The 13121-nt window shown below is 65.4% G+C and carries 13 protein-coding genes; 4 read left to right on the top strand and 9 right to left on the bottom strand.

Annotated features, from left to right (window positions below):
• Window positions 1-7: 7 nt before the first annotated feature.
• The 5 genes from AC1D0O_RS21985 to AC1D0O_RS21965 all read right to left on the bottom strand — a co-directional run bounded on the left by AC1D0O_RS21985 (window position 8) and on the right by AC1D0O_RS21965 (window position 5814).
• Window positions 8-1312, bottom strand: a complete 1305-nt coding sequence (locus AC1D0O_RS21985; protein ID WP_477655623.1) for a citrate synthase — start codon at window positions 1310-1312, stop codon at window positions 8-10.
• 55 nt (window positions 1313-1367) lie between these two features.
• Entirely contained in the window at window positions 1368-2333 is a 966-nt protein-coding gene (locus AC1D0O_RS21980) for a DMT family transporter (RefSeq protein ID WP_477655622.1), read from the bottom strand.
• A 66-nt stretch (window positions 2334-2399) separates the two neighbouring features.
• Window positions 2400-3392 (bottom strand): substrate-binding domain-containing protein, encoded by a 993-nt coding sequence (locus AC1D0O_RS21975; protein ID WP_477655621.1) that lies wholly within the window; start codon window positions 3390-3392, stop codon window positions 2400-2402.
• A 46-nt stretch (window positions 3393-3438) separates the two neighbouring features.
• Window positions 3439-4419, bottom strand: a complete 981-nt coding sequence (locus tag AC1D0O_RS21970) for a Bug family tripartite tricarboxylate transporter substrate binding protein (protein ID WP_477655620.1) — start codon at window positions 4417-4419, stop codon at window positions 3439-3441.
• Window positions 4420-4506: 87 nt separating this feature from the next.
• Complete coding sequence (locus AC1D0O_RS21965; protein ID WP_477655619.1) at window positions 4507-5814, bottom strand: Rieske 2Fe-2S domain-containing protein; 1308 nt, start codon at window positions 5812-5814, stop codon at window positions 4507-4509.
• 156 nt (window positions 5815-5970) lie between these two features.
• Between AC1D0O_RS21965 and AC1D0O_RS21960 the strand changes: the two genes are divergently transcribed.
• The 3 genes from AC1D0O_RS21960 to AC1D0O_RS21950 are packed head-to-tail and all read left to right on the top strand — an operon-like array spanning window position 5971 to window position 8758.
• Window positions 5971-6969, top strand: a complete 999-nt coding sequence (locus AC1D0O_RS21960; RefSeq protein WP_477655618.1) for a PDR/VanB family oxidoreductase — start codon at window positions 5971-5973, stop codon at window positions 6967-6969.
• Window positions 6966-8165, top strand: a complete 1200-nt coding sequence (locus tag AC1D0O_RS21955; RefSeq protein WP_477655617.1) for a Gfo/Idh/MocA family protein — start codon at window positions 6966-6968, stop codon at window positions 8163-8165. The genes AC1D0O_RS21960 and AC1D0O_RS21955 overlap by 4 nt, the downstream gene beginning before the upstream one ends.
• Window positions 8162-8758 carry a MarR family winged helix-turn-helix transcriptional regulator gene (locus AC1D0O_RS21950; protein WP_477655616.1) on the top strand — a complete coding sequence of 199 codons (597 nt, stop codon included), beginning with the start codon at window positions 8162-8164 and terminating at the stop codon, window positions 8756-8758. Before AC1D0O_RS21955 ends, AC1D0O_RS21950 begins: the two co-directional genes overlap by 4 nt.
• A 69-nt stretch (window positions 8759-8827) precedes the next feature.
• Here AC1D0O_RS21950 and AC1D0O_RS21945 read toward each other — a convergent pair whose 3' ends face one another.
• On the bottom strand, window positions 8828-9463 hold the full coding sequence (locus tag AC1D0O_RS21945) for a 3-oxoacid CoA-transferase subunit B (RefSeq protein ID WP_477655615.1): 636 nt from the start codon (window positions 9461-9463) through the stop codon (window positions 8828-8830).
• Window position 9464: 1 nt separating this feature from the next.
• Window positions 9465-10172, bottom strand: coding sequence for a CoA transferase subunit A (locus tag AC1D0O_RS21940; RefSeq protein WP_477655614.1), 708 nt, complete (start codon window positions 10170-10172; stop codon window positions 9465-9467).
• Between the two features lie 88 nt (window positions 10173-10260).
• Here AC1D0O_RS21940 and AC1D0O_RS21935 point away from each other — a divergent pair, with 88 nt between their 5' ends.
• On the top strand, window positions 10261-10818 hold the full coding sequence (locus tag AC1D0O_RS21935) for a helix-turn-helix transcriptional regulator (protein ID WP_477655613.1): 558 nt from the start codon (window positions 10261-10263) through the stop codon (window positions 10816-10818).
• A gap of 4 nt (window positions 10819-10822) precedes the next feature.
• On the opposite strand, the gene AC1D0O_RS21930 is transcribed toward AC1D0O_RS21935, so the two are convergent.
• Together AC1D0O_RS21930 and AC1D0O_RS21925 are read right to left on the bottom strand one after the other, a co-directional pair.
• Window positions 10823-12259, bottom strand: a complete 1437-nt coding sequence (locus AC1D0O_RS21930) for a serine/threonine protein kinase (protein ID WP_477655612.1) — start codon at window positions 12257-12259, stop codon at window positions 10823-10825.
• On the bottom strand, window positions 12256-13008 hold the full coding sequence (locus AC1D0O_RS21925; protein WP_477655611.1) for a metallophosphoesterase family protein: 753 nt from the start codon (window positions 13006-13008) through the stop codon (window positions 12256-12258). The genes AC1D0O_RS21930 and AC1D0O_RS21925 overlap by 4 nt, the downstream gene beginning before the upstream one ends.
• Window positions 13009-13121: the final 113 nt, after the last annotated feature.

Below are 13121 nucleotides of genomic sequence, written 5' to 3'. Positions count from 1 at the left end.
ACTGGATTTACTCCTTCCCCCGCTGGGGGAAGGTTGGGATGGGGGCTGACGGCTTTACAAACTTCGCACGCGGCCGCAGCAGCGTTCCTGTCGCGCGCTGCTCCTGCACATGCGCAACCCAACCCGCGAGCCGGCCCAGCACGAAGAGCGCGGCCGTGGCCTGACGCGGCAGGCCCATGGCGCGGGCCATCACGACCAGGGCCAGTTCCTGCCGGGGCAGCAGGCCGGCGCCGGCGCGCATCTCGTCGATGAAACGCGAGACCGCGCGCAGTTCGCGGCCGGGGTTCTCACGGTTGAACACCATGGCCAGCAGCTGCGCGGCGCGCGGGTCGCCCCTGGGATACAGCGGATGGTCGAAGCCGGGCACGCTCTGGCCCTGGGCATGGAGCTTGTGGGCGCGCTTGACGAGCGCTGCCGTGGTGGGGGCCTGGCCCAGGAAGTCTTCCACGCGCTCGTACATGCGGCCCACGGACACGCCCGATGTCGCGCACAGCGCGGCGGCCAGGCAGCTGTGCAAGGTGCCTCCGGCCGAGGCCACCACGCGGGCGCCCAGGGTGCCGGGCGGCAGTTCGTGGTCGGCCATCAGGATCAGCATGGCGCGCAGGGCTTCGCTGTTCTCCGCGGTCGGCGGCACGGCCAATGCGTGCAGCAGGCCGGTGACCATGGACTCGCCGCGCTGCATCGGCCGGTAGCCTTGCGCCGCGCCAACAAAACCGCAGCAGGCCACGACGGTCTGCATGATCTCGCGCGCGGCCGGCAAGGTTTTGCCCTGCGACAGGCGCTCGGCCACAGAGCCGCGCCGCATGCCGAGCAGCAGCACCACGAGTGCGAAGGACTCGAGCACGTTGCCCTGCACCTGTAGGGTGGTCAGTGTCTGCGTGAGCTTGACGAGTTCGGCGGAGGGTTTGCGCACAGTCCAGGCTTTCGCGCGGGTGGCCAGCTCGCCGGTCCAGAGCAGTTCGGCCACCGCTTCGAAGGAAGCGCCGGATCGCACCAGGTCGGCCGCCAGGTGGCCGCGGTAGCGCGGGCCCTCTTCGGTGATTTCGGTGATGGAGGTCGGGAAGATGGGCTCGCCCCAGTTCATGGCCGAGGCCGCCACTGCGCCGTGGCCGGAGCGCGCCAGCGAGCGCATGCCGACGCGCGTGAGGTCGTCGCGCAGGTAGAGCTTTCCCTTCTGGCCCTGCTGGGCCACGCTGCGTATCCAGCCCCGGCTCACGTAGGCGTACAGCGTCTGCGGCCTGACATTGAGGATCTTCATGGCCTCGGCCGCCGTGGCGTAATCGCGGTGCAGCGTTTTGTCCGGGGTGTCCATGGGCGTGCCTTGTGTCTGCGGGCGAAATGTTGCCGGCCTGCGGTGGGCCGGCGGCTCAGCGCATCACGATGATGGCGATTCCGAGCAATGTCAAGCCGCTACCGGCCAGCGTGGTGGCCTTGATGGCGTCCTTGTCCTTGAACAGCAGGTGGCTGAGCGGAAACACCAGGATGGGCGTGCACAGGGTCACCAGCGTGGCGACGGACAGCGGTATGTAGCGCATGGAGGCGATCACGCAGATCTGCGCGCTGATCGTCGACACGCCGATCAGTGCAAAAAGCGCCATGCCGCCGCGGTCGGCCGCACGCATGCGCGAGGCGATCTCGCGCTTGCCGGCGCTGAACAGCAGATGCAGCGCCAGGCCGCTGACCGCGCCGACCAGTGCGCCCAGCACGGGCTCGTTCCAGCCGCGCACCGCCGAGCCCCTGAGCACGTTGCCGATCGCGTAGGCCATGGAACTGCCCACGCCCAGCAGGAACACCGACTGCAGCACGCGCTGCATCACGGTCGATGGAAGGGCCGCAGGCGCGGGGCCACCATCGGGCGCCATCACGGCGGCCGTGCCGCGGCGTGAGAAAAACCCGGGCTTGTAGCTGACCAGCATCAGGCCGACGATGGTCAGGACCATGCCCAGCGCGACCAGCACGCTCAGGCGCTCGCCCAGCCACAGCCAGGCCATCAGGGCCGTGAACAGCGGACTGCTGATCTGGAAGATGCTGGCCTTGGCCGGGCCGAAGCGCACGACGGATTCGTAAAAGAAGAAACGCCCCAGGTAGGTGGCGAAGACGCCCGCCGCGGCGAACAGCCAGAAAGCCTGCGCATTCCACTGCAGCACGTCGCCGCGCAGGCCCATCTGCACCCCGAAAGCCAGGGCGGAGAAAGCGACGTTGGCGGAAGTGGCGACCAGGAAGCCCAGGCCGAGGTCCAGGCGATGGGACGCCACCTTGGTGACCAGGATGGACGCGGTGAAGAGCAGCAAGGCGGCGCTTGCCAGCAGGTAGCCCAGAAAGGTGTCAGACATCCAGTCTCATCTTGTCATTTTGTCATCTTGATCTTGTTGTGCGCCGGGTGTGTGCCGGGGGGCACCCTATATTTTGAAGGCTTCTAGCGATTCCGGTGCGAACAGCTCCTCGGGTTTCAGCAGCCGCTTCGACAGCCCCTGTTCAAACGAGTAGCGCAAAAAGGTCTGCAGCGTGGCCTGGTTCTTCTCGAAGCCGTAGGGCCAGAAGTCCTCGCCCATTTCGCGCCTGACCTGCTCGACATGCGAGGTCAGCCAGGGCAGCATGGCCTTGAGGGCCGCGGTTTCATAGAGGTCCTCATAGGTGCGGCGCTGCGATTCTTCGAGCGCCTTCATCATGGAACGCGCCACCCAGCGGTTGGCCTCGTAGACGTCGCGGCGTATCGCCACCGTGTGCATGATGGGGAATATGCCCGTCTCTTTGAAGTAGTTGCGCTCGACCTGTTCGTAGTCCTCAAACAGGCGCAGCACCTTGCCGCCGCCCTTGAGGAAGCTGGAGGGCATGCGCGCGGTGTAAAGCGCGTCGATCTCGCCGTCGAGCAGCATCTGCGCCAGGGTCTGGTCAGGTCCTATGCGTTCGACCTTGATGTTGGGCGGCAGGTCGAGCTTGATCTTCTCGGAACGGCCGGGCTCTTCCTCGCCGCCGGTGAAGTAGGTCACGCTGTCGACCGGCACGCCGTAATGGTCGGACAAAATGCCGCGTATCCACACCGGGGCCGTCATCTGGTACTCGGGGTTGCCGACGCGTTTGCCGATCAGGTCCTTGGCTTCGCGGATGCCTGAGTTGGCGTTCACATAGATGCAGGAGTGGCGGAAGAAGCGGGAGGGGAACACCGGGATCGCCACAAAGGGCCTCGACTCGTTGAACAGGGAGACGGTGTACGACGAGAGCGACATTTCCGCGATGTCGAACTCCTTGTGCCGCAGCATGCGGAAGAAGGTTTCCTCCACCGGCATGTTGAGGTAGTTCAAATCGATGCCGTCGGGCTGCACGCTGCCGTCCATCAGGGCGCGGGTGCGGTCGTAGTTCCAGCAGCCGAAGCTCAGTTTCAGTTTTGACATGTCGCGGTGTGTTCCTTGAGAGGGCTAAGAGAGATTTCAGTAAGGGTTATTCAGGTTTGATGCCTGATGCAACGATAGCCTTTGCGAGGCGTTCGTTCTCGCCGAGGATGGCTTTGTTGTAATCGGCCGGACCGCTGCCGATGGCCTCAATGCCGGCATTGCTCAGCGTGGCGATCACTTCCGGCATCTTGGCGATCTGCGCCATTTCGGCGCTGATGCGATTAATGGCGCTGGCGGGGGTGCCCTTGGCAGCCAGCACGCCGACGATGGGCGCGAAATCAAAGCCCGGGATGGTTTCGGCGATGGCCGGCACATTGGGCTCCTGCGGCGAGCGCTGGGGTGAATTGATGGCCAGCAGTTTGACCTGACCACCCTTCACAAAGCCCACCAGCGAAGGCAGGGCCGCAAACAGCACTTCGACCTGCCCGCCGATCAGCGCCGGCACCGACTGGCCGGAGCCCTTGAAAGGCACATGCGTGATCTGCAGGCCAAGCGAAGCTTTCAGCGCCTCCATGGTCAGATGATGCGTACTGCCGATGCCGGAGGAGCCGTAGTTCAGTGTGTCGGGTTTGGCTTTGGCCAGCGCGACAAATTCCTGAAAGGTGTTAGCCGGCACCTTGGGGTGCACCGCGAGGTACAGCGGCGCGCGCGCCGCGAGCGAGACCGGCATAAAGTCGCGCTTGTAGTTGTAGCTCAGACTCTTGTAGATGGCGGGGTTGATCGAGAACATGGAGCCGTCCGTCACCAGAAAGGTGTAGCCGTCCTTCGGGGCCGTGGCCAGCGCCTGCGCGGCGACCACACCATTCGCGCCGGGCCGGTTGTCGACCACCACCGCCTGGCCCAGTTTGTCGCCCAGGCGTTGCGCGAAGATGCGCGCCACGGTGTCGGGCAGGCCGCCGGCCGCATAGGGCACGACGAACTTGATGGGGTGGTTAGGGTAAGCGCCCTGGGCACTCGCGAACCGGGGCAGCAGGCCGGCCAGCAGCAGTGCGCTGGCCAGCAAGAGGAAGCGGCGTGGGGATTGCATGGACTTGTCTCCTGATAATTTTTAAGCTGACGATGCGGAACGGGAAGCAACGGGAAGCAAACGGGAACAAAACGAGGCCAGGTGGGCCTAGGTGGAGTAGGACGGCTCAAGCTCGGGTTCACGTGTATCCCAGACATAGGAAGCCTGGTAGGCGCGCCAGTCGGTGGTCTTGGGCACGATGGCCTGGAAGGCGACCACGCTGGACGGGATACGCGCCGCGCCGGTGCCTATGGCCGTGCCGCCGGCCTGGAAGGCGCGCACCGCCTCCAGCATCTGCTTGCGGAACTCGACCACCGCCATGTCGCTGGCGCCCAGGCGCTCGTGTGTGCGGTCGGCAATCGGCCCCATGGTCACCCACATTGCGATGTCCTGGTTGGGAAAGCCGGTGATGCCGGTGAAGTTGCCGGCCTTCATGGCCTCGCGGTCTTGCCAGAAATGGTTGCCGCGGTTGCGCAGCGGCGCGTAGTTGGCATCGAGGTCAGCGCCCAGCTGCTGGCCCAGGAATTTGCGCCAGCTGCCGGTGTCGGGTGTCTGCGAAGGATGACCCCAGGCGATGAAATAAAAGGCTGTGTTGGTGTCGTCCATCGGCACGTTGATGTTGGCGACGTTGTAGAGGTTGTTGGGCGGGATCAGCGCGGTGGCCGGCGCGACGAACACCGTCGAGCGGATGTAGTCATTGGCCGCCGCATTCTTGATCGGGCGGCGGATGGCGGCGTAGCGGAAACCGTAGCTGCCGCGCTCCACCTGCATGCGCGGCGCCTTGTCGGTCGAGGGGCGCAGCCAGTTGGTATCGGTGGCCTCGGCGCCTTCGACGCGCGCCGGCACCATGTCCGAGGAATGCAGGCTGGAGCTGTGCGCCGAGTCGATCGCACCTTCGAGGATCTGCGCCCAGTTGCAGGGGATCAGCGCCTTGGCGATGGTGACCTTGGCATCGGCCGTGGGCGCCCAGGCCGGCGGCTCGAACTCGGGCTGGCTTTCTTTCGGGCCCATATAGGCCCAGACAAAACCGCCCCACTCTTTCACCGGGTAGGCCAGGTGCTTGACCTTTTGCGCCATGCCGCTGGCGGCGGGTTCGGAGACCATCTCCAGCACATTGCCCTCGACGTCCATCTTCCAGCCGTGGTAGAGGCAGCGCAGGCCGCAGTCTTCATTGCGGCCGAACACCAGCGAAACGCGGCGGTGCGGGCAGTATTCGTCCATCACGCCGACGCGGCCCTTGGTGTCGCGGAACACCACCAGGTCTTCGCCGAACACGCGCGCCTTGACGGGCGTGCCGTCGGGCTCGCTGACCTCTTCGATCAGGCAGACGGGCGTCCAGTGGCGGCGCATCAACTGGCCCATCGGTGCCTGGCCTTCAACGCGGCACAGGAGTTCATTTTCCTCAGCGGTCAACATCGCAAATGTCCTTCTCATCAGTGGCGGGCCGCGGGTGGGGCCCGTGCTTCAAAACGGGTTTAAAAACAGCTTGCAAATCCAGGGCAAGGCGATTATTCTTAGATGACTAAGATTATCGTTATTTTGTTTTTTGTCAAGAAAATTTTGGAGACAAGAATGAGCGTTAACCCCAAGGCCAATGACGCCGCCACGCACGCCGCGGCAGCGGAGCCCGATTTCTTTCCCTTGAAGGTTGCGCGCAAAGAGGAAGTCGCACAAGGCATTTACCTGTTCGAGCTGCGCCATCCCGACGGCGCCTCCCTGCCCGCCTTCACGGCCGGCTCGCACCTGACGGTGGAAGTGCCCAGCGGCGTGCGCCGCAACTACTCCTTGTGCAGCGACCCGGCCGACAGCGGCGCCTGGCAGATCGCCGTCAAGCGCGACGGGCGCGGCCGCGGCGGCTCCATCAGCATGGCCGACGAGGTGCAGGCCGGGCAACTGCTGTCTGTGAGCGCGCCGCGCAACAATTTCGAGCTGGCCGCGCACGCCAGCGACTTCATTTTTGTCGCGGGCGGCATAGGCATCACGCCCATCCTGTCCATGATGCGGCAGCTCAAGCGCAGCCAGGCCGGCGGCTTCAAGCTCTACTACTGCACACGCGATGCCGCAGGCACGGCCTTCATCAACGAGCTGCAAACCGAATTCCCCGGACAGGTGCAGATCCACCACGACAACGGTGACGTCGACCAGGCGCTGGACCTGTGGCCGGTGTTTGAAAAACCCGCCGCGGCGCACGTCTACTGCTGCGGCCCCAAAGGCCTGATGGACAGCGTGGCCGACATGTCGGGTCACTGGCCCTCCGGCGCCGTGCATTTCGAAAGCTTTGGTGTCGATGCCACCGTGTATGCGGAAAACACGCCTTTCAGCGTGCGCCTGGCCAAAAGCGGAAAGACCGTGGAGGTCAGCGCGGAGCAGACCCTCCTGGAAGCTCTGCGCGGCAGCGGCCTGCGCGTGGCCAGCTCCTGCGAAAGCGGCACCTGCGGCACCTGCAAGACCGGCCTGCTGGCCGGCGAGGCCGAGCATCGCGACATGGTGCTGAGCGACGAGGAAAAGGCCGATCACATCATGGTCTGCGTCTCACGCGCAAAATCGCCTGAACTGGTACTGGACTTATGACACAGCGCACACTGAAACTAGGCATCGTGGGCCTGGGCCGGGCCTTCACGCTCATGCTGCCCACCTTTGTGCACGACGGCCGCGTGAAGCTGGTGGGCGCGACAGACCCCATCGCAGTGGCGCGCGCGCAGTTTGAAAAAGACTTCGGCGCGCCCAGTTACGAATCCATCGAGGCCCTCTGCGCCAACCCGGCGGTGGAAGCGCTTTACATCGCCTCGCCGCACCAGTTCCATGCCGAGCACGTGCGCCTGGCCTCCTCCTTCGGCAAGCACGTCATGGTCGAAAAACCCATGGCCCTGACGGTGGACGAATGCACGGCCATGATTGAGGCGGCCCGCGGCGCGGGAGTCCACCTGATCGTGGGCCACAGCCACAGCTTCAACACCCCGATACGCCGCACGCGCGAGCTGATCGACAGCGGCCGCTATGGCGCGGTGAAGATGATCCACGCGCTGAACTTCACCGACTTCCTTTACCGCCCACGCCGGCCCGAAGAGCTGGACACGGCCGCCGGCGGCGGCGTGATCCACAGCCAGGCCACCCACCAGATGGACATCGTGCGCCTGCTGGGCGGCGGCCTGGTGCGCAGCGTGCGCGCACACACCGGCGCCTGGGATACCAGCCGCCCCACCGAGGGAGCCTACAGCGCGCTGCTGGGATTTGAAGGCGGCGCTTTCGCCTCGGCCACCTACAGCGGCTACGGCCATTACGACTCGGATGAGTTGCTGGGGAATATCGGCGAGATGGGCCAGGCCAAGAACCCGGCCGACTATGGCGCGGCCCGCAAGCGGCAGCAGGGCGCGGCCACGTCGGCGGAAGAAAGCGCGCTCAAAGCCGCCCGCAACTACGGCGGCAGCCTGTACACGGCCGGCAGCGCCCTGCCCCTTGGCCTGCGGCACCAGCATTTCGGCCAGATCATCGTGAGCTGCGAAAAGGCCGACCTGCGCCCCGGGCCGTCGGAAATCACCATCTATACCGACAGCGAAAAAACCGTGGAACATCTCCCCGCGCCGGCTATCCCGCGCCGGGAAGTGATAGACGAGCTGTACGCCGCCGTGGCCGAGGGCAAGCCGGCCGTGCACAGCGGCGAATGGGCCCGCGCCACCACGGCGGTCTGCCTGGCGCTGCTTGAATCCGCCCGCAGCGGCCGGGATTGCATCCCCCCGCACCAAGTCGGTCACAATGTTGGTTCATGAGCAACGACACCCAAAACATCATCCGCCACTGGCGTGAAGCCGTGCCCAATGACCGCCTCGCGCACCTGATCCGCGATGCCTCACGCGCTTTCCACCGCGCGCTGCAGGTGCGGCTGGCGCAGCATGGGGTGCCCTTCGGCCACTGGACTTTCCTGCGCATCCTCTGGGAATCCGACGGACTGACGCAAAAAGAGCTCAGCGAACGCGCCGGCGTGATGGAGCCCACCACCTTCACCGCCATGAAGGCCATGGAGTCGCTGGGCTACATCGAGCGCAAGCAGTTGCCCACCAACAAGAAGAATATGTATGTGCACCTGAGCGACAAGGGCCGCGCGCTCAAGAAGCTGCTGGTGCCCCTGGCCGAAGAGACCAACAACGTGAGCATCGAAGGCATAGAGCCTGAACACATCAAGATGACACGCACGGTGCTGCTGGCCATGATCGAAAACCTGGCCCGCGACGAGTTGCTGCAGGACAAGGCCACGCCGGCCAGGCGCAGGGCCGCGGCGGCCACCGAAGGCGAGCGGCATGGGAAGGCCGGGCAGGCCGAAAAGGTGAAGAGCCCCGAAAGAACGAGATCCGCAAAAAAATAAGCCCCAAGGAAACCCCCGGGGCGCCAAAGCCGCCGCCTGAAAAGGCCGGCGGCTTTTTTGCTTTCAGCCTTAGATCAAGGTCACGCCGGTCTTGGCCTGCAGTGCTTCGCGCGTCACGCCGGGCGCCAGTTCCATCACCTTGAGGCCTTCGGGTGTCACGTCCATCACGGCCAGGTCGGTGATGATGCGGTCCACCACGCCCACACCCGTGAGCGGCAGGGTGCACTGGGGCAGGATTTTCATGTCCTCGCTGCCGTCCTTCTTTTTGGCGACGTGTTCCATCAGGATGATGACGCGCTTGACGCCCGCCACCAGGTCCATCGCGCCGCCCATGCCCTTGACCATCTTGCCCGGGATCATCCAGTTGGCCAGGTCGCCTTTTTCGCTGACCTGCATCGCGCCCAGGATGGACAGGTTGACCTTGCCGCCGCGGATCATCGCGAAGCTGTCATGGCTGCCGAAGATGGACGAGCCCTTGATGGTGGTGACGGTCTGCTTGCCGGCGTTGATCAGGTCGGCGTCGACCTGGTCCGCGGTCGGGAACGGGCCTATGCCCAGCATGCCGTTTTCCGACTGCAGCCACACTTCCTTGTCGCCGGTGAAATTGGCCACCAGCGTCGGGATGCCGATGCCGAGGTTCACATAAAAACCGTCTTCGAGTTCCTGGGCGGCACGTGCCGCCATCTGGTCTTGGGTCCAAGGCATGTCAGGCTCCTGCTTTCTCGGTGATGGTGCGCTTCTCGATGCGTTTTTCGGGGTTCGCATTGAGCACGATGCGGTGCACATAAATGCCCGGCAGGTGAATGTCGTCGGGCGCCAGTTCGCCGACTTCGACGATCTTCTCCACCTCGACGATGCAGACCTTGCCGGCCATCGCGGCGGCCGGGTTGAAGTTGCGGGCCGTGAGGTTGAAGCGAAGGTTGCCCGATTTGTCAGCCACATGCGCCTTGACCAGGGCCACGTCCGGCACCAGCGAGCGCTCCATCACATAGGTCTCGCCGTCGAATTCGCGCAACTCCTTGCCTTCGGCCACCTGCGTGCCCACGCCGGTCTTGGTGAAAAATGCCGGGATGCCGGCGCCGCCGGCGCGCAGTTTTTCAGCCAGCGTGCCCTGGGGCGTGAATTCAAGCTCGAGTTCGCCGGCCAGGTACTGGCGCTCGAACTCCTTGTTTTCGCCGACATAGCTGGAGATCATTTTTTTGATCTGCCGGGTCTCCAGCAGCTTGCCCAGGCCGAAGCCGTCGACACCCGCGTTGTTGGAGATCACCGTCAGGTTCTTGGCCTGGCTGTCACGCAGCGCGTCGATCAGCGCCTCGGGAATGCCGCACAGCCCGAAGCCGCCCACGGCCAGCAACTGGCCGTCTTGGACGACGCCCTTGAGGGCCTCGGCGGCCGAGGGAAAAAGTTTCTTCACAAATCGTCTCCTTGAGTCGTTCGATGTCCAGGCAATCCATTACGATACTACTTATTAAGTTACGTAGTTTTCCGTAAAGGTAAGTACTGTGGAAGTGGATTACCAGCTCGCATTCGATCTGGCGCCGGTGGGACTGGTGCTGTCCCGCAACCGCTCGATTGTGGACTGCAACCAGCATTTATGCGAGATGTTCGGCGCCACGCGCGAGCAGCTCGCGGGCCAGTCCTTCCAGATCCTCTACCCCAGCGCGGACGAGTATGAGCGCATAGGCGCGCGCATGCTTCCCATCCTGAACGCCAAGGGCCTGTACGCCGACGACCGCATCATGAAACGTGTGGACGGCCGCAACAAGGGCGAGACCTTCTGGTGCCACGTCACCGGCCGGGCCCTCAACCGCAGCGCGCCGCACGAGGCCGGCATCTGGACTTTCGAAGACCTCAGCTCGCGCCGCCCGGTCACCGCCGAACTCACCGCGCGCGAGCGCGAAGTGGCCGCCCACCTGATGGACGGCCTGACCTCCAAGGAGATAGGCCGGGCGCTGGTCATCAGCCACCGCACCGTCGAGATCTACCGCGCGCGACTGATGCGCAAGTACAAGGCATCGACGACGGCCGACCTGGTACACAAGCTCATGGCCGGCTCCTGAAAGCCTAGCCCTCTTCCCCCGCCAGCCGGTCAAACGGCAGCACCTGCTTGACCAGTATCACCGTGCAGGGCGCCGCCATGGCGACCTTGATCGGTACGGTCGCCAGCAGGCGCTGCATCTGCAGGCCATGCGTCGCCGCCCCCATGACGATGATGCCGGCCTGGTTGCCGCGGGCATAGTGCAGAAGTGCCTGCGCGACGTCGCCCGATTCGATGACGTGAAAGGACAACGTCCGGCTGTCCAGGCCCAGCGGCTGGGCCCACTGCCTGAGCATGCCCAGGTAGCGCCGGTGCACCGTGGTTTCGCTGGTCCGGGTATCGGAGCCGTCCACTTCCGCGGGGTCTATCACGGTCACGCAGGCCAGCCGCGCGCCGGGCGCCGTGCCCAGCACCCGCATCACGGCGCCCCGCAGCGAATACAGCGTGGCGTCGCTCACGTCCCGATGCGGGACAGCCGCCATGATGATGGGCGCCGCGTCAATCTGCCGCGAAGGCAGCGCGCTGGGCCGGTAATCCTTGCCCACCGCACGCAGCCACCGCTTGAAGTGGGCCCAGAAGCCCGTGGCCTTCAGGCGCCGCCCCAGTTCCGTCACGGCGATCTGCGCCGGGTCCGACAGGTCCAGCGCCAGGTGCGCGGCCGATGCATAACGCCGGCCGGCATCGCTCTGCAGGCAATGCAGGATCGCCTCCTGCAGCCACTCCGGCAAATCCGGCCGCAGGGCGCGCGGCGGCACCGGGTCCATCCACAGGCGTTGCCGCAGGCCGCCCCGGGTTTGCGGGTTGCCGAAGGGCAGCTCGCGCGTGGCCAGTTCGTACAGCATGACACCGATGGCAAAAATGTCGCTGCGCGGGTCGCCCCGCACGCCCACCACCTGTTCAGGCGCCATCCAGACGGACGAACCGACGGCGGGACGCAGTTCTTCGGCCAGCAGGTCCGGGTAATGCGCATGGCAGGACAAGCCGAAATCCAGCAGCACCGCGCTGCCGTCGGGGCGCATCAGCACGTTGGCCGGCTTCAGGTCCAGGTGGCAGGCATCCTGCAGATGCAGGCTGTGCACCGCCTGGGCCACGGCTACACCCAACTGGGCGACTTCCTGCGCGGGCAGCGGCCCCGTGGTGTCGTCCAGCAGTTGTTGCAGGGTGCGGCCGGGCACGTATTCCATCACCAGGTAGGGCAGCTTTTCCAGGTCGCCCGCCGCCACCAGCCGCGGCACGTGCGGCCCCGTCAATGCCGACAGCAGCTGCAGCTCGACCTCGAAGCCCACGATGTTTTCGGCGCCATCGCCGGCCGTCATGCGCGGCACCTTCATCGCCATGGGAAAAGGCGCGGCCCGCGACGGGTCGGCATACCCCACCTGGTAGATGTGGGCCATGCCGCCGGCATGCAGGCACTCACCGACGACAAACCCGTCGACCACGGTGCCGGGCGCCATCAGCTTCACAGGCCAGCCTCCAGCCGCTCGGCGAACCAGGCGGGCAAACCCGCCGCGCGTATATCGGCCGCGGCGGCCAGATGGTCGTAAGCCACGCGGTGAAAGGTCAGCTCGGCCCGGTCGGCGTCGAACAGCGCATACATGGCCCGGGTGTTGCCGTCGCGCGGCTGGCCCACCGAGCCCACGGTGGCGATCCAGCGCCGATGCGGCGGCACCGGTATGGGCACACCCGGCGTGGGCTGGAAACGCATCAGCCCTTGCCCTGTGCCGCGGAAATAAAGCGTCTGCTCGTGCACGTGGCCGCAGAACACATAACGTACCGCCGGGTTGAGGCACGCCGCATCAAGGCTGGCTTCGGCGCGGCGTTCGTTGTCGACATAGTGCCAGCGCCCGGGCGCGTCGGCGCTGGCATGCACCAGCAGCGCCGCATCGACGGTGGCCGTCAAAGGCAGCGCCGCCAGGAAGTCCAGCGCATCCTGGTCCAGCCGCTCGTGGGTCCAGGCGGCGCCGCTCTGGTCGAGTGAACGGGCCTGCGCGGGCGGCGCCACGGCGCACTCGTCATGGTTGCCCTTGAGCACAATGGCGCCCTCGCCCGCCAGGCCGCGAATGCGCCGCACAACCTCCGCCGGTTGCGCACCATAGCCCACCAGGTCGCCCAGCACGGCCAGCCGGCCGGCGCCCTGCGCGGCGGCATGGGCCAGGCAGGCTTCCAGCGCGCGCAGGTTGGCGTGTACATCCGACAGCAGGGCGATTTTCATGGGATCAAGCGGCAGTTTTTAATTCAGCGTGAAACACGGCTTTCCGGCAAGTTTGCACCATGCCAGCAAAATTTCCGCAACGGGAACAAAATCAGGGCCGGCATTTCCGCCAC

The organism is Polaromonas sp. P1_F2, assembly GCF_056405735.1.
The sequence above is the reverse complement of the archived record's forward strand: the minus strand, read 5'-3'. Positions and strand labels throughout refer to the sequence as shown.

Excerpts from the sequence above, each read along its gene's own strand:
- AC1D0O_RS21985 (WP_477655623.1), bottom strand. The coding sequence starts at position 1,312 with ATGGACACCCCGGACAAAACGCTGCACCGCGATTACGCCACGGCGGCC.
- AC1D0O_RS21980 (WP_477655622.1), bottom strand. The coding sequence starts at position 2,333 with ATGTCTGACACCTTTCTGGGCTACCTGCTGGCAAGCGCCGCCTTGCTG.
- AC1D0O_RS21975 (WP_477655621.1), bottom strand. The coding sequence starts at position 3,392 with ATGTCAAAACTGAAACTGAGCTTCGGCTGCTGGAACTACGACCGCACC.
- AC1D0O_RS21970 (WP_477655620.1), bottom strand. The coding sequence starts at position 4,419 with ATGCAATCCCCACGCCGCTTCCTCTTGCTGGCCAGCGCACTGCTGCTG.
- AC1D0O_RS21965 (WP_477655619.1), bottom strand. The coding sequence starts at position 5,814 with ATGTTGACCGCTGAGGAAAATGAACTCCTGTGCCGCGTTGAAGGCCAG.
- AC1D0O_RS21960 (WP_477655618.1), top strand. The coding sequence starts at position 5,971 with ATGAGCGTTAACCCCAAGGCCAATGACGCCGCCACGCACGCCGCGGCA.
- AC1D0O_RS21955 (WP_477655617.1), top strand. The coding sequence starts at position 6,966 with ATGACACAGCGCACACTGAAACTAGGCATCGTGGGCCTGGGCCGGGCC.
- AC1D0O_RS21950 (WP_477655616.1), top strand. The coding sequence starts at position 8,162 with ATGAGCAACGACACCCAAAACATCATCCGCCACTGGCGTGAAGCCGTG.
- AC1D0O_RS21945 (WP_477655615.1), bottom strand. The coding sequence starts at position 9,463 with ATGCCTTGGACCCAAGACCAGATGGCGGCACGTGCCGCCCAGGAACTC.
- AC1D0O_RS21925 (WP_477655611.1), bottom strand. The coding sequence starts at position 13,008 with ATGAAAATCGCCCTGCTGTCGGATGTACACGCCAACCTGCGCGCGCTG.